Annotated in this window: 16 protein-coding genes; 7 read left to right on the top strand and 9 right to left on the bottom strand. The window is 59.0% G+C overall.

What is annotated here, in order from left to right; genetic code table 11:
- The first annotated feature begins 8 nt into the window (after window positions 1-8).
- The 7 genes from VA597_RS16750 (at window position 9) to VA597_RS16780 (ending at window position 5,512) form a co-directional block, all read left to right on the top strand.
- Entirely contained in the window at window positions 9-332 is a 324-nt protein-coding gene (locus VA597_RS16750; protein ID WP_128744015.1) for a cyclic-di-AMP receptor, read from the top strand.
- 2 nt (window positions 333-334) lie between these two features.
- Window positions 335-1,204, top strand: coding sequence for a DNA polymerase III subunit (locus tag VA597_RS16755; RefSeq protein WP_128744016.1), 870 nt, complete (start codon window positions 335-337; stop codon window positions 1,202-1,204).
- 29 nt (window positions 1,205-1,233) lie between these two features.
- A complete protein-coding gene (locus VA597_RS16760) occupies window positions 1,234-2,103 on the top strand; it encodes a PSP1 domain-containing protein (RefSeq protein WP_128744017.1) in 870 nt (289 codons plus the stop codon).
- Window positions 2,104-2,172: 69 nt separating this feature from the next.
- The gene (locus VA597_RS16765) at window positions 2,173-2,346 is read left to right on the top strand and encodes a DUF362 domain-containing protein (protein ID WP_128744018.1); all 174 of its coding nucleotides are present in this window, start codon (window positions 2,173-2,175) and stop codon (window positions 2,344-2,346) included.
- Window positions 2,347-2,432: 86 nt separating this feature from the next.
- A complete protein-coding gene (locus VA597_RS16770) occupies window positions 2,433-3,212 on the top strand; it encodes a tRNA1(Val) (adenine(37)-N6)-methyltransferase (RefSeq protein ID WP_128744019.1) in 780 nt (259 codons plus the stop codon).
- On the top strand, window positions 3,209-4,051 hold the full coding sequence (rsmI, locus tag VA597_RS16775; protein WP_128744020.1) for a 16S rRNA (cytidine(1402)-2'-O)-methyltransferase: 843 nt from the start codon (window positions 3,209-3,211) through the stop codon (window positions 4,049-4,051). Before VA597_RS16770 ends, rsmI begins: the two co-directional genes overlap by 4 nt.
- A gap of 108 nt (window positions 4,052-4,159) precedes the next feature.
- A complete protein-coding gene (locus VA597_RS16780; RefSeq protein WP_326974893.1) occupies window positions 4,160-5,512 on the top strand; it encodes a chloride channel protein in 1,353 nt (450 codons plus the stop codon).
- Between the two features lie 53 nt (window positions 5,513-5,565).
- Here the strand turns inward: VA597_RS16780 and VA597_RS16785 are convergent, their stop codons facing one another.
- The 9 genes from VA597_RS16785 to hisS form a co-directional block, all read right to left on the bottom strand.
- A complete protein-coding gene (locus VA597_RS16785) occupies window positions 5,566-6,768 on the bottom strand; it encodes an AfsR/SARP family transcriptional regulator (RefSeq protein WP_128744021.1) in 1,203 nt (400 codons plus the stop codon).
- A gap of 81 nt (window positions 6,769-6,849) precedes the next feature.
- A complete protein-coding gene (gene nrdG / locus VA597_RS16790) occupies window positions 6,850-7,362 on the bottom strand; it encodes an anaerobic ribonucleoside-triphosphate reductase activating protein (protein WP_128744022.1) in 513 nt (170 codons plus the stop codon).
- Window positions 7,352-9,682, bottom strand: a complete 2,331-nt coding sequence (locus VA597_RS16795) for an anaerobic ribonucleoside triphosphate reductase (protein WP_128744023.1) — start codon at window positions 9,680-9,682, stop codon at window positions 7,352-7,354. The genes nrdG and VA597_RS16795 overlap by 11 nt, the downstream gene beginning before the upstream one ends.
- A gap of 168 nt (window positions 9,683-9,850) precedes the next feature.
- Entirely contained in the window at window positions 9,851-11,860 is a 2,010-nt protein-coding gene (locus VA597_RS16800; RefSeq protein WP_128744024.1) for a WD40/YVTN/BNR-like repeat-containing protein, read from the bottom strand.
- A 24-nt stretch (window positions 11,861-11,884) separates the two neighbouring features.
- Complete coding sequence (locus VA597_RS16805; protein ID WP_128744025.1) at window positions 11,885-12,283, bottom strand: winged helix-turn-helix transcriptional regulator; 399 nt, start codon at window positions 12,281-12,283, stop codon at window positions 11,885-11,887.
- Window positions 12,280-12,927, bottom strand: a complete 648-nt coding sequence (locus VA597_RS16810) for an epoxyqueuosine reductase QueH (RefSeq protein WP_128744026.1) — start codon at window positions 12,925-12,927, stop codon at window positions 12,280-12,282. The genes VA597_RS16805 and VA597_RS16810 overlap by 4 nt, the downstream gene beginning before the upstream one ends.
- A gap of 87 nt (window positions 12,928-13,014) precedes the next feature.
- Window positions 13,015-14,811 carry an aspartate--tRNA ligase gene (aspS, locus tag VA597_RS16815; RefSeq protein ID WP_128744027.1) on the bottom strand — a complete coding sequence of 599 codons (1,797 nt, stop codon included), beginning with the start codon at window positions 14,809-14,811 and terminating at the stop codon, window positions 13,015-13,017.
- 45 nt (window positions 14,812-14,856) lie between these two features.
- The gene (locus VA597_RS16820) at window positions 14,857-15,771 is read right to left on the bottom strand and encodes a serine hydrolase domain-containing protein (protein WP_128744028.1); all 915 of its coding nucleotides are present in this window, start codon (window positions 15,769-15,771) and stop codon (window positions 14,857-14,859) included.
- Window positions 15,772-15,789: 18 nt separating this feature from the next.
- Entirely contained in the window at window positions 15,790-17,115 is a 1,326-nt protein-coding gene (gene hisS / locus VA597_RS16825; RefSeq protein ID WP_128744029.1) for a histidine--tRNA ligase, read from the bottom strand.
- Between the last annotated feature and the right edge of the window lie 81 nt (window positions 17,116-17,196).

Consider the following 17,196-nt stretch of genomic DNA (forward strand, 5'->3'; position numbering starts at 1 on the left):
GGATACGAATGAAGCTGGTATTGGCGATTGTAGGCAACGACGACAGCGGCATGGTCTCCTCGGCACTGACCAAGGAGGGCTTTTCCGTCACAAAGCTCGCGACAACGGGCGGATTCTTGAAGAAGGGCAACACAACTTTTATCGTCGGCACGGAAGATGAAAAGGTGGACCAGGTCATTTCCATCATCGCCGGCCAGAGCCGGCGCCGCACGCAGCTCGTCCCGAGTACCACCACCATGGATATCGGCGTCTACTCCGCGTTCCCGGTGGAAGTTACCATCGGCGGTTCCACGATCTTTGTGCTGAATGTGGACCGCTTTGAAAAGGTATGAGTTTGAATTTTGAAGGTTTTTCCGGCAATCCGGAGGTCAAGAGGAGCTTGTCCCTTGCCTTTGATGAGGGACGTTTTCCCCACGCGGTTCTTCTGGAGGGTTCTCCGGGCAGCGGAACCGACATCCTCTCCGGGATTCTTGCGAAGGCGGCTGTCTGCCTTGCGGAGAACGAACGGCCCTGCGGGCGCTGCCCCGGCTGCGTCAAGGCGGCCGCGGGCTCCCACCCGGACATCCTGACGCTGGACGGCGACGGCAATCCCCGCGTTTTTCCGGTGGACGCCGTGCGGGAGATCCGCGCCGGAGCCTACATCCTTCCAAACGAGGCGCCGAGGAAGGTTTACCGTCTCTTAGGCGTGCATAACATGGCGGAACCGTCTCAGAACGCGCTTCTAAAAGTTCTGGAAGAACCGCCCGAAAACGTGATTTTTCTTCTGACCGCCTTCAGCGCTTCCGCCCTGCTGCCGACCATCCGGTCCCGGGTGCAGATTTTTACTCTGGAAGACGGCGGGGGGAGCGAAGAGGGCCGCGGGGAAGCGGCGGCGGTCGCGCGCGCGGTCGTGGCGCCCGGCGAGGCGGAGCTGCTGTTCCAAACGGCGCCGCTCATCCGGGACCGCGACCGACTGCGCGCCGTTCTGGCACAGCTTTTTTTGCTGCTCCGCGACGCCGCCGTGCTTCGGGCGGGAGGAAACTCCAGCCTCTCCGGCGAAAGCGGCGCGGCGGCGTACCTCGCCTCCAAGCTGACCCGGAAAAGCCTGATGCTTCTTCTGGAGGAAACCGGGCGCGCCCGGCGCGCGCTGGAGCAAAATGCAAACGCGGCGCTTCTGGTCACCGCCCTGTGCGCGGGGCTGAGGGAAGCGGCCGGAAAATCATAAATGGAAACAGCGACGAAAAGGAGGGCCATATGGCCGAGGTAATTGGCGTGCGATTTAAGAACGTCGGCAAGGTCTATTATTTTGACCCGGCCGGCAACATCCTGAAAAAGGGCGACAAGGTGATCGTGGAGACCGCCCGCGGAGTGGAATGCGGGGAAGTCGCCATGGAAAACCGCCAGATCGGAGAGGAAGAGCTTGTGCAGCCCCTGCGCCAGCTTATCCGCACCGCGACGGAAGAGGACCTGCAAAAGGTCGAGGAAAACAAGAAAAAAGAAAAGGCGGCCTTTGGGATCTGTCTGAAGAAAATCGCCGCCCATAAGCTGGAAATGAAGCTGGTCGACGTGGAATACACGTTCGACAATTCGAAGATCCTGTTCTATTTTACGGCGGACGGACGCGTCGACTTTCGCGAACTGGTCAAAGACCTCGCCTCCGTTTTCCGTACCCGCATCGAACTGCGGCAGATCGGCGTGCGGGACGAGGCGAAAATGCTCGGCGGGCTCGGCATCTGCGGCAAACCGTTCTGCTGCGCGACGTTCCTCGGCGGGTTCCAGCCCGTTTCGATCAAAATGGCCAAGGAGCAGGGCCTTTCGCTGAATCCCGTGAAAATCTCCGGCATCTGCGGCAGATTGATGTGCTGCCTGAAATATGAGCAGGAGACTTACGCCAGCCTGCTGCGCAGCGTCCCCGGGATCAATTCCGTCGTCATGACGCCGAAGGGGCGCGGGGTGGTGGCGGACAACAACCTGCTGACCGAGACCGTCTATGTCCGGCTCGACTCCTCCCCGGACACCCCCACGCAGGCGTTCCGCGCCAGAGACGTCCGCGTATTGAAAAGCGGAAAAAATGCAGTCAGCAAGGACGAGATGGAGCAGCTGAAAACCCTCGAGGGGAACTAAATTTACGGTTGCAATTTTGCATTTTTATGTTACAATAGGTCTATATAAAGTATTGGAGGTGTTCCTTTTATGGCATATGTTATCAGTGATGATTGCATTTCCTGTGGTGCCTGCGCCGGTGAATGCCCGGTGGAAGCAATTTCGGAAGGCGATGGCAAATTCGTGATTGATCCGGAAAAATGCACGGAGTGCGGATCCTGCGCGGAGGTCTGCCCCGTCGGTGCGCCGAAACCGGAAAACTGATTCCGACAGGACAAAAAGACGGAGCGTTCTGCGCCCGTCTTTTTTCTTTTTCAGCCAATTTGAAACGCCATAGGAGGACCGCAGCAATGGAACGCCGGGATGTTCGCCTCCGGGCGGAGGAAGCTCTCCGCACAGACGGGAAGCTGGAGCCACTTTCTTCCGGCTTTTACGCCGTCACCGGAAAAAATCACACCTTTAATACCGACACAATCCTGCTCGCCGATTATTCCATGCCGCGCCCCGGTGAAACCTGCGCCGATTTCGGCACGGGCTGCGGCACGATCCCGCTTTTATGGTGCGCCCGGTCCGCTCCGCAGCGGGTATACGCGGTCGAGCTTCAGGAGGAAGCCTGTGAACTCGCGCGCAGTTCCGCCCGTTTCAACGGGTTGGAGAACCGGATCGAAATCGTGCAGGAGGATATCCGCCTCCTGAAGGACAATCGTTCCATCCCCCGCAGCCTCGATCTGATCGCCTGCAATCCTCCCTACCAGCCGGACGGGTCCGGACAGCACAGCACACAGGAAAGCCGCCGGATCGCGCGGCACGAGGTCGCCTGCAGCTTTTCCGAAATCGCAGCGTCCGCCGGGGCGCTTCTTCGCTGGGGCGGACGCTTTTTTTTCTGTCTTCGGCCCGCGCGCCTCTGCGACGCCATTCCGGCGCTCCGGACGGCCGGGCTGGAACCGAAACGGCTCCGTTTTGTTCAGCAGCGCGCGGACAAGGCCCCTTTCCTGTTTCTGATGCAGGCGAACCGGGGCGGACGGCCCGGCCTTTCGGTGCAGCCGGCGCTGCTGGTCGAGTCGGAAAGCGGCGGCTGGTCCGAAGAGATGCTGAGAATCTACGGAGATTACAAGGAGGGGCGGACATGAGCGGAAAGCTGATTGTGGTCGGCACGCCGATCGGGAATCTGTCCGATTTTTCGCCGCGCGCGCGGGAGGCGCTGGAAAGCGCCGACTTTATCGCGGCGGAAGACACGCGCGTTACCGTAAAGCTGCTCAATCACTTCGGGATCAGGAAGCCGATGATCTCCTATTTTGAGCACAACAAATACGAAAAAGGAGACGTGATCTGTGAGAGGATCGGGGCCGGAGAAACCTGCGTGCTGGTGACCGACGCGGGAATGCCCGCGATTTCAGACCCCGGTGAACTGCTGGTCGCTCAGTGCGCCGAACGCGCCCTGCCCGTGTTCGTTGTCCCGGGTCCCAGCGCCGTCATTTCCGCTCTGGCGGTTTCCGGACTGCCGACCGGGCGCTTTACCTTTGAGGGTTTCCTCAGCGTTTCCAAAAAAAGCCGGCGCGAGCATCTGGAAGAGCTGAAAACGGAACGGCGCACCATGGTGTTCTACGAGGCGCCGCACAAGCTTGCCTCCACCCTTGCCGATATGGCGGAAGCCTGGGGCGGCGGGCGGCGGGTCGCGCTGGCGCGCGAATTGACGAAAATCCATGAGGAGGTCATCCGCACGACGCTGGCACGGGCGGCGGACCGTTACGTGGGGGAGACCCCCAGGGGAGAATTCGTGCTCGTGATCGAAGGCGCGCCGGAACCGAAGCAGGCGGAGTCCTCCGCCGCGGACGCGCTGAAGCTGGCGCGGGAGTATCTCGGCCAGGGGCTGTCCGCGCCGGAGGCCGCAAAGCGGGCCGCGGCGGAAACCGGGCGCAGGAAAAACGAACTTTACCGGGATCTGACGCACGGCTCCGGAAAAGACTGAATACGCGGCTGGGTTTGCCAAACGGACTCCGCTTTTTTCTTTTCAGTCTTAATAACTGCATTTTCTTCCTTTATACTGAAATTATCATGATAAATTAGGTGAATGCGAATGAGTGTAAAGGAATACGCGAAACAGACCGTTGCGAAAGCGGCAAATATCATCCGTGGAGATTCCGCCCGGCACGGGGAGTGGAAACACCAGTTAAACGAATTTGCTGTCTGTCAGTGCGGAAGCCCGCGGGACATGATCTCCATCCTCGGGTCTTTTTTCAAGTGGAGCATCATCTCCATACTGATTGGCGCCGTGGCTGGCGGGGTAGGCACTCTGTTCTATTTCTGCATCCGGTATGTTACGATGCTGCGCACCACTTACGGATGGCTGATCTGGTTTCTTCCACTGGGCGGTCTGGCCATCGTGTTTCTCTATCACATGGGCAAAATCACGCAGCCAAAGGGAACGGATCTGGTGATCGAAGCGGTGCGGTCACCGGAACCGATCCCCACCATGATGGCGCCGCTGATTTTTATCGCAACCGCAATTACGCACCTGTTCGGCGGTTCGGCGGGCCGCGAGGGAGCCGCCCTTCAGCTTGGCGGCAGCCTTGGTTACCGGATCGGGAGCCTGTTCCGCCTTGATGAAAAAGATCTGCACGTGGTTACCATGTGCGGCATGGCCGCCTGTTTTTCCGCCCTGTTCGGGACGCCGCTGACCTCCACTCTGCTGGTAATGGAAGTGATAACGGTCGGCGTCATGTATTATTCCGCTCTTGTTCCCTGCATCGTCGCCTCTATTGTCGCGGCGGGCATCTCCCGGTCGTTTCATGCGATTCCCACGCAGTTCACCGTCACCGGAACGCCCGATATCGGCGTCTTGCCGCTCCTGCAGGTGGCGCTGCTGGGAATCCTGTGCGCGCTGGTCAGCATCCTTTTCTGCTTTGTAATGCATGGCACTGGCCTGCTCTGCAAAAAATGGATTCCGAACCAATACATGCGTGCTGCGGCCGGCGGGGGCTTGCTCATTTTCCTCTCCCTGGTGTTCGGCCGGGATTACCTGGGCATGGGCAGCGACGTAATTGCCGCGGCCTTCCTGCAAAGCTCACGGCCGGAAGCGTTTTTGCTGAAACTTCTCTTCACTGCCGTGACGCTCGGCGCGGGGTTCCGCGGCGGCGAAATTGTTCCCGCTTTCTTTGTCGGGGCTACGTTTGGCTCCTTCACCGGCAGCCTGATCGGATTGAACCCTTCCTTTGGGGCGTCCGTTGGCTTTATGGCGGTATTCTGCGGGGTGACAAACTGTCCTTTGACCTCGTTTGTCCTCAGCGTCGAGGTTTTCGGTGAAAAGGGAATCATCTACTATCTTCTCGCCGCCGGAATCAGCTACATGCTCTCCGGGTATTCCAGCCTATACAGCCAGCAGAAAATCCTGTACGCAAAAGACAAATCCCTTTATATCGGCGGCGAATAAAGCACAAAAAAGCGGGCGCCTCACAGGGTGCCCGCTTTTTTGTGACAGACCGGCTATTCCATGATGGAAGTGATCTTAGTGCTCACACGAACGGCATCACGCCGGTAATCAAACCTGAATTTGCGCATCACCCGCTGCACGACACCCTGCGCGGTTTCCGACGTGACGGTCTGCAGCATGGCAATATACTGCGTCGCACTGCAGGAGGCCACCGTGTCCCCTCTTCTCATTCCGGTCAGAATGGCATTTTTGAGCTTTTCAGAGGCGGCCCTGAGGACTTCCGGCTCCGGCATGCCGCCGTCCCTGCCGTTCATCGTAAACAGAATCAGGAATATGGAAAGGCCGGTGCGCGGCATCATCCGGACCTGGGACCGATACAGATATTTAAACATATCGTAATCACAGTAAAAAGCCCCTTTGATTTTTGTCTTCTCCTGAAGGTCGCTGTGGATGCTTTCCAGATCCGTCTGCGGCCGGCTGCTGTCCGATATCCGGCTGACGCACGGTTTAAAAAGGCCGCTGAGATTGACCCCGAATTCCTGGTAGAACAGCTTCACAGTGCGGTCGTAGTGGTCGAACGCCTTCCCCTCGCAGCCCGTGTTTGAATAAGCCTGCAGCAGCAGAATATGGACCGGCTCCTCATAGGGGAACAGGCGGAGCGCTTCTTCGCAGACCGGGATCATCTCCTCAAAGCGGTCCTTTTGCGCCAGCAGGCCGCAAAGGCCGACAACACAGCGGAGATACAGTCCCATATAGCGCGTACTCTGCAAAATCACCCAGGTTCCATAGGAAGATTTCGGCAAAAAGCCGTTCTGATAAAGCCCGATCGCCTTCCTGTACCATCGGATCCGCTTTTCAACCGGGGCTTTTTGCAAACAGGCTTTTTGAGCGTATTCAAGGAACCGCTCGGAATCCACACTGCATTCATACTGGTTGTTCCATACGTAGGTCCCGTTTAAAAAAATAATAAATTGGGACTGGTCGCCGGACAAGTCCCCCAGAATCGTGCGCGCCCGGTAAACGAGGTTCTTCAGGGCATTTTCCGGGTCCCCGCACTCGCGCCCGTCCCAGATATCCCGGAGAAGCCGGTTCAGCGGCACGGGAACATTGCGCTGCGCAATGAGATATTGAATCAGCATCCAGACCCTCTTGGTACGCCCTTTCAGATTTGTCAGAGTTTTTCCGTTAATGGTAATTGAAAATTCGCCAAACATCTGGACGCTGATTTTAGTATTTTTCCCGGAATACAAACTCATCGCTTCCCATCCGAAATTCTACATTCAGTGTACCATAAACCGCGACGATTTACAATTCTGGAACCTCGGCTCTGTAAGAAGTTAATTTTCTTCCAGTTTCTCCAAAACGAGCTGATGGAGACGTCTGCTTTCGTTTAAATCGATCACCCGCTGGTTCCGGCTGCCGCGAAACAGCAGCGTCAGATCCTTCTGCTCCTGCAGAAACGGGCCGTCCACCAGCACGTCCGTCCGGTCAAGAAGGTCCTTGACCTCAGGGTCACGCATCGCCAGAAGCTCCTCGTACCGATACCCGGAGTAGGTGGTCACATCCAGCCCGGCGGAATGCACAAGGGAAGCCAGCTCCGCCAGCGGGCCCGGCTGGCAGAACGGTTCGCCGCCGCTGAAGGTAACGCCCCTGAGCAGCGGATTTTCGCGGATCCGGCGGAAAAGATCGTCCGTATTCATCACGGTTCCGCCCTCAAACGGGTGGGACTGGGGATTGTGGCAGCCCGGGCAGCGGTGCGGACACCCCTGCACGAACACGACGAACCGGATGCCCCTGCCGTCCACGATGGATTCCGGCTCAACGCCGCAAACGTTCAGTTCAGATGCCATGCTTGACCCGGTCCCTTTCCTCCGCGCGTTTCGCGTCGTTGAACCGGTCCAGCGTGCCGACCAGGTAGCCGGTGATGCGGCGGATGCGCTCGAATTTCGGCCCTTCGTCCTCCGTCCGGTGGCAGTGCGGGCACTCGTTGTCGATGATCCCATTGTAGCCGCAGACCGGGTCGCGGTCGACCGGATGATTGACGGAGCCGTAGCCGACGCCGCTTTCCTTCATGCAGCGGATGATGGCCTCGAACGCCTCCGGGTTTTTCGTCGTGTCGCCGTCCAGCTCCACATAGCTGATGTGGCCCGCGTTGGTCAGGGCATGATAGGGAGCCTCCAGTTTGATTTTTTCAAACGCGCGGATGGGAAAATAAACGGGAATATGGAACGAATTCGTGTAGTACTCCCGGTCGGTGACACCGGGGATCTTTCCATATTTCTTTTGGTCGATCCTGACAAAGCGCCCGGAAAGACCCTCCGCGGGTGTCGCGAGAAGCGTAAAATTCAGCCCCGTTCTCTTCGATTCGTCGTCCATGCGCTTTCTCATATGGCCGATGATCTCAAGGCCGAGCTTCTGGCTTTCCGGGCTTTCGCCGTGGTGTTTTCCGGTCAGAGCCTTCAGCGTTTCCGCGAGGCCGATAAACCCGACGCTCAGCGTGCCGTGCTTGAGGACTTCCTCGATGCTGTCCTCCCAGCCGAGCTGATCGCTGTCGATCCAGACGCCCTGGCCCATCAGGAACGGATAATTGTAGACTTTTTTGGAGCACTGGATCTTGAATCGGTGCAGCAGCTGCCGGACGACCAGGTCGATGCGCTTGTCAAGGATCTCATAGAATCTGCCGACGTCTCCGTGCGCCTCGATGCCGATGCGCGGCAGGTTGATCGAGGTAAAGCTCAGGTTCCCGCGGCCGCAGGTCACCTCACGGTCCGGGTCGTGAACATTGCCCATCACGCGCGTGCGGCAGCCCATATAGGCGACCTCCGTATTGTAGTCTCCCGGTTTGTAGTACTGGAGATTGAACGGGGCGTCGAGAAAGCTGAAATTCGGGAACAGGCGCTTCGCGCTGACCCGCACCGAAAGCTGGAACAGGTCGTAGTTCGGGTCCCCCGGATTGTAGTTGACGCCCTCCTTGACCTTGAAGATCTGTACGGGGAATATCGGGGTCTCCCCTTCTCCGAGGCCCGCCTTTGTCGCGAGCAGCAGATTTTTCATCGCCATGCGGCCCTCCGGCGACGTATCCGTTCCATAATTCAGGGAACTGAACGGAACCTGAGCGCCCGCGCGCGAATTCATGGTGTTCAGGTTGTGGATCAGCGCTTCCATTGCCTGATACGTGGCGCGGTCTGCTCCCCTGACCGCCGCCCCGACCGCATACCGGTGCGCCTTGGCCGCCTCCCGCTCCGCGATCTCCTCAAAGCCCCCGGCGCGCTGATGCTCCGGCAGATATTGAACGAAGCGGATGCCATATTCGTCCGCATTTCCCATCGTGATGTCATCTCCCACCGCGCGGCGCGTCTCGACGGTCAACGCGTCCGCGTCGGCGGCTTCCATGCCGTGGGCAACCTGAAAATATTTGGAAAGCTCCTGAAAATAACACCGGCGGAACGTTTTGGCGACGCCCGGAGCCATGGAAAAGTCGAAATTCGGGATGCTCTGGCCGCCGTGCATCTCGTTCTGGTTCGCCTGAATCGCGATGCAGGCCAGCGCCGCGTAGGAGCTGATGTCGTTCGGCTCGCGCAGCGTGCCGTGCCCGGTGCAGAAGCCTCCTTGAAACAGCTTCAATAGGTCGATCTGGCAGCAGGTCTCCGTCAGCATGTAGAAATCTTCGTCGTGGATGTGGATGTCCCCGCTCAAATGTGCGGCGGCGATATCCTTCGGCAGTATGTAGTTGTTGATAAAATATTTGGAGCCCTCCGAGCCGTACTTCAGCATCGTCCCCATGGCGGTGTCCGCGTCGATGTTGGCGTTTTCCCGCTTCAGGTCGATGTCCTTCGCGTCGCGGAACGTCAGCTGGCGGTAGATATCCATCAGGTCGCCCTCAGCCTGCCGGATCTTCGTATGCTCCGCGCGGTAAAGGATATAGGCTTTTGCGGTTTTTGCGAAATCCTTCGCAATCAGCATCTCCTCCACGGCGTCCTGAACCTGCTCCACCGTCGGCGTGCCGCCGCCGTCGAACTTCCCGGAAATCCGGGAGGTCAGGCGGTCCAGCTCCTCCCCGGTCATTTTTTCGGTCCCCACCGCCAGATTTGCCTTTTCAATCGCACTGCGAATTTTTTTTTCATCAAACGGAACGACCGACCCGTTTCGTTTCTGAATCCGTGTCGCCATATTAACTTCATCCTTTCCGGTTCTTTTCCACCGGAAGATCGTTCCGGCGGACGAGTGTAATAAGAATTATACTTGTTTTTATCCGGAATGTCAAGAAAGGATCTACAAGATATAGTGTGTTAATTTTTTAATTTTCGACAGTGAATACCATCTGTAGTTATCGCTTATTTACTGCCATGTCCAGGAGCGGCCGCCGTCGACCGTCGCGAGCAGACCGTGCGCGGCCAGAATCCAGCCGTGCCCGTCGTCCGTAAACTGCATGGGACAACGGTCCCGCGCCGTATCGAAAGTGTCTTCCCCAAGCCCCTTCGGCAAAAGATGAGGATCCCACGTTTTGCCCGCGTCCTGCGTGGTCAGCAGTTCATATCGGATTTCCGATTCTCCGGAGGATCCCGACGCGAGAAGAAATCCCCTGCCCGCAGACAAGAGGGCGGCCGCAACGGCACCGTCGTCCTTTAAAGCGATCGTTGGGCTTTCCCAATCCGTTTTCCCGCCGGCAAGGCGGCTCAGCGCGCTTTGGTTGGATATCACGCTGTCCCCGCCGCTGTACGCGGAGGGGTTCCACGTTTTCCCGCCGTCCGCGGTCCGGTAAATCCGCCCTCCCTTTACGATCATCGCTCCGCCTTTTTTGTCAAAAAACCGGAAGCAGTCCGGCGTTTCATTTGGAGCAAGGCCGCCGCACAGCCTGCTCCATGTGACGCCGCCGTCCAGGGTATGCAGAACCGAAAGCGAACCGTCCGAAGCGCCGACGGGCGCCGCCAGAACCCAGCCCTCCTCCGGGCTGATAAAGGACAGATTTTCGACAAAGTACTCACCGGTAAAGCTCTTGACCGTCAGCCAGCTTTGTCCTCCGTCCTCCGTTTTCAACAGCGCGTTCGGATCGGAGAGTTCTCCCAGTCCGTAGCCGGTCCGGCTGTTGACAAACGAAAAGTCGACGGTCGGCGCCGGCGCCGGGTAGAGCTGCTGCCAGTTGTCCCCGCCGTCTTCGGTTTTCAGCAGGTAATCCCCGCGGTTCGGGTCCATTCCGACGGCCCATCCCAATTGAGCGGTCTGAAACACAATTTCCCTCGCGCTGGTGATTTTCTGGGTCTCCTCCACATTTTCCGAATTCGAAGCACCGGCCACCTGAAAGCTTTTTCCTCCGTCGCGCGTGACGGAAAGGCCGCCGTCGACCGGGCCCGCGCCGACATTCAAAGGGATCCATCCGGTCTGCGAATCCACAAAGCAAAGCCCCTGCGGAGTCGGGCGGACGCTTTTGACCCCGCCGGCCTTGCTCCAATGCAGCCCGCCGTCCGCCGTGTGGTACAGCTCCCCGTTCCAGGTGGCAAGGTCGGAGGTCAGGAACCACCCCTCCTTGGCATTCAGAAAATCCACGCCGGCACAGCCCGCTCCGCCCTCGTCCATCTTTTTCTGGAACTGGCGCCGCCAGCTCCTCCCTCCGTTCGACGTGTATCGGATGGAAACGCTGCTTTTCTTCCTGTTCACACCGACGACCCATCCGTTTTTCCCGTCCGCAAAGCACATTTGGACCGGGATAAAATCCTTGATTCCGAATGAAACGGCAGTCCAGGCCGTTCCGCCGTTCTTTGTTCGCAGCAGACGGCTCCCGGTGAGCGCAAACGCCGTCTGAGCGTCTCCCGCCCACAGCGCGGGCTTTGATTCGGATTCATCGGAAGAACTTTTCCACTGCACCGTCCAGCTCTTCCCGCCGTCCTTCGTGTGGAGGACGGAATAGCGCACCAGTTTGGAAACATTGGCAGCGGCGGCCCTGGACGTTTCCTGCGAAACCGCCCAGCCTTCATTTTGATCCGCAAAAAGGACCGCGTCAAGCTGCCGGCTGTCGTCACCTGTTTTGGTCCAGGTTGCTCCGCCGTCCTGCGTCGTCAGAAGCTGCGACCGGTAGGAATCGGAACCGGATTCATACCGGTCCCGGATCATCCATCCGGCATCGCCGTCGAGAAAATCGATGCTGTGAAGCTCAAAATGATTGTCCTCCCCTGCGATCTGTACCTCTTCTCCCGGTTTCAGGCCCGCTTGCGAAGAAACGGACTGCGAGCTGCCGGACGCGGGCAGGGAGTCAGCACCGCTGCTTTCCTCCGAGCTTGACGGGGTCGGCGAGCACCCCCCCTGCGCCGTCAAAATGAAAACTGCCGTAAGGATTCCAATCCATCTTTTCAACAGACACTCCTCCTGTCCGAAAAATCACCGGGCGGCAAAGTGATTCACAGCCCAAGCATAAATCGATTCCAGCACGGGAAGCAAGCCCGTGCCTTCGCCTGTCAAGGCGTATTCCACCCTCGGCGGGATTTCCTGATACTGCCGCCGCTCGACCAGGCCGGATGCGGTCAGCTCCCGGAGGCTTTGGCTCAGCATCATGTCCGTAATTCCGGAGACACGCTGCCGGATTTCTCCGTAACGGGCCGACTCGCCGTCGCGCAGCGCCCATAAAATGCGCAGCTTCCATTTTCCGCCGATCAGCGATACCGCGCGCTGCAGAGGCGCATCGCTTTCCGGCCCCGGCGCGAGGGGACTTTCCTGCAAATACTGGTTCTGTTCCTCCTCGCGCCGGTTCCGCTTCTCCCGTTTTTTCTTCTTTTTCAATCCGGTCCGCCCCCTCCGCGCGCCGCGCGTTTTCGCCGTGCCGCCTCCCTGGAAAACGGGCATCCGCAGAAGTCCTGCCGGTACAGCCCGTATTCGCGGGAAAGCTCGATCGACCGCTGATACCCGCGGCTCTTCTTGAAATCGGAGGGCAGATAAGGCACTTCGTACTCGCCGGAAAGCTCCTGCCCGATCTCATTGAGCTTTTGTGCGTCTTTATAGGGACTGACCGTCAAAGTCGTAGCAAAAAAATCGTATCCGCCCGCCCTGGCGTACTTCGCGGTCTCCTCAAGCCGCAAACGGTAACAACCCGCGCAGCGTTCGCCGCCCTCCGGTTCCTGCTCCCTTCCGCGGGCCATTTCAAGAAACTGGCGGACGTTGTAACGGCCCTCGATGAATCGCGCGGGATAGCTCTGCGGCAGTTCGGAGAGCAGGCGCTTGACCTCCGCCGCGCGTTTTTGATACTCGTCTTCCGGCAGGATGTTCGGATTGTAGAAAAACACCGTGATCCGGAAACACGGCGAAAGCTGCTCCAGGACACTGCTCAGGCAGGGGGCGCAGCAATCGTGCAGCAGCAGCGTGGGTACCCGGCCTTCAAAGCCGTTGATGATTTCCAGCATTTGATTTCTGTAATTGATCTTGTTCATGATGCGCCCTCCTTATCTCTAAAGAATACCATTCATTTTCCGTTACAGGGTTTTACGGGCCGCCGGTTTTTCAGACCTCATGATGTTTTATTCCGTCTTTTTATCCCGCGGCAGAATCGATATTCCAAGCTCCTCAAGCTGTTTCAGGTCGACTTCATCCGGCGCGCCGCTCATCAGCTCCGCGGAGGAAGCGACTTTCGGGAACGCGATGACGTCGCGGATGCTGTCGCAGCCCAGCATCAGCATGACCATGCGGTCCAGGCCGAACGCCATGCCGCCGTGCGGCGGCGCGCCGTAGCGGAACGCGTCGATCAGGAAACCGAAGCGCCTCTGCGCCTGCTCCGGGGTAAAACCGAGCACCTTGAACATCCTTTCCTGAATATCGGGCCGGTTGATGCGGATCGAACCGCCGCCGAGCTCGTTGCCGTTCAGCACCATGTCGTAGGCGACGGCCAGCACGCTGCCGGGGTCGGATTCCAGCTTGTCGAGGTCCTCCTCGCGCGGCATGGTGAACGGATGATGCATTGCGACAAAACGGTTTTCCTCCTCGCTGTACTCAAACAGAGGGAAATCCGTCACCCACAAGAGGCATGGCTTCGAGTCGTCGATCAGCCCGAAGCGGGATGCCAGCTCCCTGCGCAGCGCGCCGAGGGAGTCGAACACCGCTTTGTTTTTGCCGTCCGCAACCAGAAACAGCACGTCGCCCTGTTCGGCGCCGAGGGCCTTCCGCACCGCCACGGCTTCTTCGGGCGCGAGGAATTTCTCATAAGACGAGGTCTCCTTCTCCGAAGCGAGCCGCGTCCACGCGAGGCCCTTCGCACCGTAGGCTTTCACCCATTCGCCGAGCTTGTCGATCTCCTTGCGGCTCAGGGCGTCGGCCTTCCCCTTCAGGTTGATGCCGCGCACGCTGCCGCCCGCCGAAAGCGCGCCCGCGAACACGCGGAACTGCGTACCCGCCAATACGCCGCTCAGGTCGGTCAGCTCCATCCCAAAGCGCAGGTCCGGCTTGTCGGAGCCGAAGCGGGTCATCGCCTCGTGCCAGGTCATGCGCCGGAGCGGGGTCGGGATATCGATATTCAAAACTTTTTTATAAACATCCTTGACACACCCCTCCGCGATGGCCAGAACGTCGTCCTGCGAAACAAAGGACATCTCGAAGTCGACCTGCGTGAACTCCGGCTGGCGGTCGGCGCGCAGGTCCTCGTCGCGGAAGCAGCGGGCCACCTGCATGTAGCGGTCGAAGCCGGAAAGCATCAGAAGCTGTTTGTAGAGCTGCGGCGACTGGGGCAGCGCGTAAAAGCTGCCCGGGAACACGCGGGAGGGCACCAGATAGTCGCGCGCGCCCTCCGGCGTGGATTTGATGAGGTCCGGCGTTTCGATTTCGAGAAAGCCGTTGTCGTCGAAATAGTCTCGCACGGCCTTGACGATGCGGTGCCGGCCGATGATTTTCTTCTGCATGTCCGGTCTTCTCAGATCCAGATAGCGGTATTTCAGACGAAGGTCTTCCTTCACATCGGTTTTTTCCTCCACGGCGAACGGAGGGGTCTCGCTCTTTGCGAGCACGCGCAGCTCCGCGACGTCAAGTTCAATCTCTCCGGTCGGAAGATCCGCGTTTTTCGAAGACCTCTCCTTTACCGTGCCGCGCGCCGCAAGCACAAATTCCGCCCGTGCGGCGAACGCCTTCTGAAAGACCTCCCGGTCCGTTTTCTCCCCGAACGCAAGCTGGACGATCCCCGTGCGGTCGCGCAGATCGATGAAGATGAGCTGCCCCAGGTCGCGCTGGCGCTGCACCCATCCGCAGACGGTCACTTCCCTGCCGCAGTCCTTCGCGCGAAGTTCCCCGCAGTAATCGGTCCGTTTTAAGCCTGTCAATGATTCCGGCATATCCATTTCCCCATTCTTTATCTTAAATAAAATCCGATTTTAACTTTACAGCCTGGGAGCAATCTCGTCAAAAACGGCCCTGACGATCGAATAGGGCCGCTGTTCCTCGTGCGCGGTGACGGTCACCGCGGCTTCCCGCTCCGGCAGAAGGATGCAGAACTGTCCGTATTTTCCGTCCGCGCGCCAGGTCCCCGGCGCGGAGCAGAGCCACACCTGGTATCCATAGCCCGCGAGGCACTCCGGCTCTTCACAGCCGTCCCATCCGCTGGGGATGGAATCCGCCGACATGTTTTTCAGATATTCTTCGCTCACTAGCCGCTTCCCATCCCAAACCCCGTGATGGAGCAGCAGGCGGCCTAGGCAGCTGAACTCGTCCAGAGTCAGGAAGAACTGGGTCGCACAGAGCGTGTGTCCCTGCGGATCGGCGTGCCACTGCGGATTTTCAATCCCAAGAGGGACAAACAGGCGCGGGACCAGAAAATCCCGCACGTTTTTTCCCGTGACCTTTTCCACCGTGCGCCCCAGCATGTAGCAGCAGGCGTTGGAATAGAAAAACTGCACCCCCGGCTGTTTTGTCACCGGAACGCGGAAAAAAAGCTCCGCCCAGTCGTCCTCCATTTTCCGCCCGTCCAGTTCTCCGAACCAGAAGTGCAGCTTGCCGGAGGCCATGTGCAGCAGGTCCCGCAGCGTGATCGCCTCGCTTCCCGGCGCCGCGATTCCACGGTACTCCGGAAAGAAATCCAGCACGCGGTCGGAGAGGCTGAACCGGCCGTCTTCCAGACACATGCCGACGGCCAGGGAAGTAAAGGTCTTGGAGGCCGAATAGAGATTCACCGGGTCGTTCGACCGCCAGAAGTGCGTGACGGATTCCCCGCTGCTCCGTTCCACGCGGATGCCGTACACATGGAGCTCCTGTTCCGCCGCGGTCAGGCGGAACCCATCCAGTATGGATTCTTTCATTTGATGTCCCCCGATTCCCTAAAAAGAGAGGCTTTCGTCGTCTTCTGCCTGCGCGCTGATCGCCGCGAACTGCCCCTCAAAGTCGTTGTTCAGATTGACCTTCGTCTTTTCTCCCGTTTTCATGTTCTTGATTACGCCCAGCCCCTGATCGAGCTCGTCGTCGCCGACAACCAGGGTAAACTGCGCGCCGAGCTTGTCCGCGTATTTCATCTGGGCGTTCAGGCTGCGGCCCATTTCGTCGCAGAATGCCGCGACGGAACACTCGCGCAGTCCCTGCGCCATGCGGAACGCCGTGCGCTGCGCCGCCTCTCCGATGGAAGCGATATACAGCTCGCAGGGCTGCGGCTCCGGAAATTCCACTTTCTGCGCCTGCATCACCATCAGCAGGCGTTCGAGGCCGAGGCCGAATCCCAGCGCGGGGGTCGGCTTTCCGCCCATCTCCTCCACCAGCCCGTCGTACCGGCCGCCGCCGCAGACGGTGCTCTGTGCGCCGAGATCGGAGGATACGAACTCGAATACCGTGCGGGTGTAGTAATCCAGGCCGCGAACGATGGCCGGGTCGATCTCATAGGAGATATGAACGGAATCGAGCGCCGATTTGACCCCGTCGAAATGCGCCCTGCAGTCATCGCACAGATAGTCGAGAATGCGCGGGGCGTCTTTCGCAGCCTCGGCGCAGTCCGGCTCCTTGCAGTCCAGAATCCGCATCGGGTTCCGTTCAAGGCGGGAAAGACAGGTCTCGCAGAGCCGGTCCTTCCGCTCCGTAAAATAGGCTTTCAGCGCCTTGGAGTACTCCGCGCGGCAGTCCGGACAGCCGATCGAATTGATCTTCAGCTTCAGGCCTTTGACGCAGAGCCGGTCGAATAAACCGTGCGCGAACGCGATCAGCCCGGCGTCCGCCAAAGGCATCGGCGTGCCGAAAATCTCCACGCCGAACTGGTGGAATTCGCGCTGGCGGCCCGCCTGCGCTTTCTCGTAACGGTAACAGGGGGTTAGGTAATAAAATTTCTGCGGCGCGGGGCTGTTGTACAGCCCGTGTTCCAGATACGACCGCACCACCCCGGCGGTGCCCTCCGGCTTCAGCGTGACGGAGCGCTTCCCCTTGTCCTCAAACGTATACATTTCCTTCTGTACCACGTCGGTGGTTTCCCCCACGGAGCGCCGGAACAGGCGGGTGTCCTCAAACACAGGGGTCCGGATCTCCGAAAACCCGTTCACGGCGGCTTCCTCCCGCATGACTTCCTCCACCGCCTGCCAGCATTCGCTGATCTCCTCCGCCTTCACGCTCCCGCTCTTTCCGGGAAGAATATCCTTTGTCCCTCTCTGTGCCTTGATCTGTTCCATAAACGGCTCCTTTTCTTCAGAAAATAAATAGTAACTCCCCGGCACAGCCGCGGTTTTTCATATTATAACAAAAAATCCCCG

This window comes from Caproicibacter sp. BJN0012, assembly GCF_035986805.1.
Taxonomy (GTDB): domain Bacteria; phylum Bacillota; class Clostridia; order Oscillospirales; family Acutalibacteraceae; genus Caproicibacter.

Bases quoted from the DNA above. Each gene is read 5' to 3' on its own strand.
- VA597_RS16750 (WP_128744015.1), top strand. From the start codon at position 9: ATGAAGCTGGTATTGGCGATTGTAGGCAACGACGACAGCGGCATGGTC.
- VA597_RS16760 (WP_128744017.1), top strand. From the start codon at position 1,234: ATGGCCGAGGTAATTGGCGTGCGATTTAAGAACGTCGGCAAGGTCTAT.
- VA597_RS16765 (WP_128744018.1), top strand. From the start codon at position 2,173: ATGGCATATGTTATCAGTGATGATTGCATTTCCTGTGGTGCCTGCGCC.
- VA597_RS16770 (WP_128744019.1), top strand. From the start codon at position 2,433: ATGGAACGCCGGGATGTTCGCCTCCGGGCGGAGGAAGCTCTCCGCACA.
- rsmI (WP_128744020.1), top strand. From the start codon at position 3,209: ATGAGCGGAAAGCTGATTGTGGTCGGCACGCCGATCGGGAATCTGTCC.
- VA597_RS16780 (WP_326974893.1), top strand. From the start codon at position 4,160: ATGAGTGTAAAGGAATACGCGAAACAGACCGTTGCGAAAGCGGCAAAT.
- VA597_RS16785 (WP_128744021.1), bottom strand. From the start codon at position 6,768: ATGAGTTTGTATTCCGGGAAAAATACTAAAATCAGCGTCCAGATGTTT.
- nrdG (WP_128744022.1), bottom strand. From the start codon at position 7,362: ATGGCATCTGAACTGAACGTTTGCGGCGTTGAGCCGGAATCCATCGTG.
- VA597_RS16795 (WP_128744023.1), bottom strand. From the start codon at position 9,682: ATGGCGACACGGATTCAGAAACGAAACGGGTCGGTCGTTCCGTTTGAT.
- VA597_RS16810 (WP_128744026.1), bottom strand. From the start codon at position 12,927: ATGAACAAGATCAATTACAGAAATCAAATGCTGGAAATCATCAACGGC.
- aspS (WP_128744027.1), bottom strand. From the start codon at position 14,811: ATGCCGGAATCATTGACAGGCTTAAAACGGACCGATTACTGCGGGGAA.
- VA597_RS16820 (WP_128744028.1), bottom strand. From the start codon at position 15,771: ATGAAAGAATCCATACTGGATGGGTTCCGCCTGACCGCGGCGGAACAG.
- hisS (WP_128744029.1), bottom strand. From the start codon at position 17,115: ATGGAACAGATCAAGGCACAGAGAGGGACAAAGGATATTCTTCCCGGA.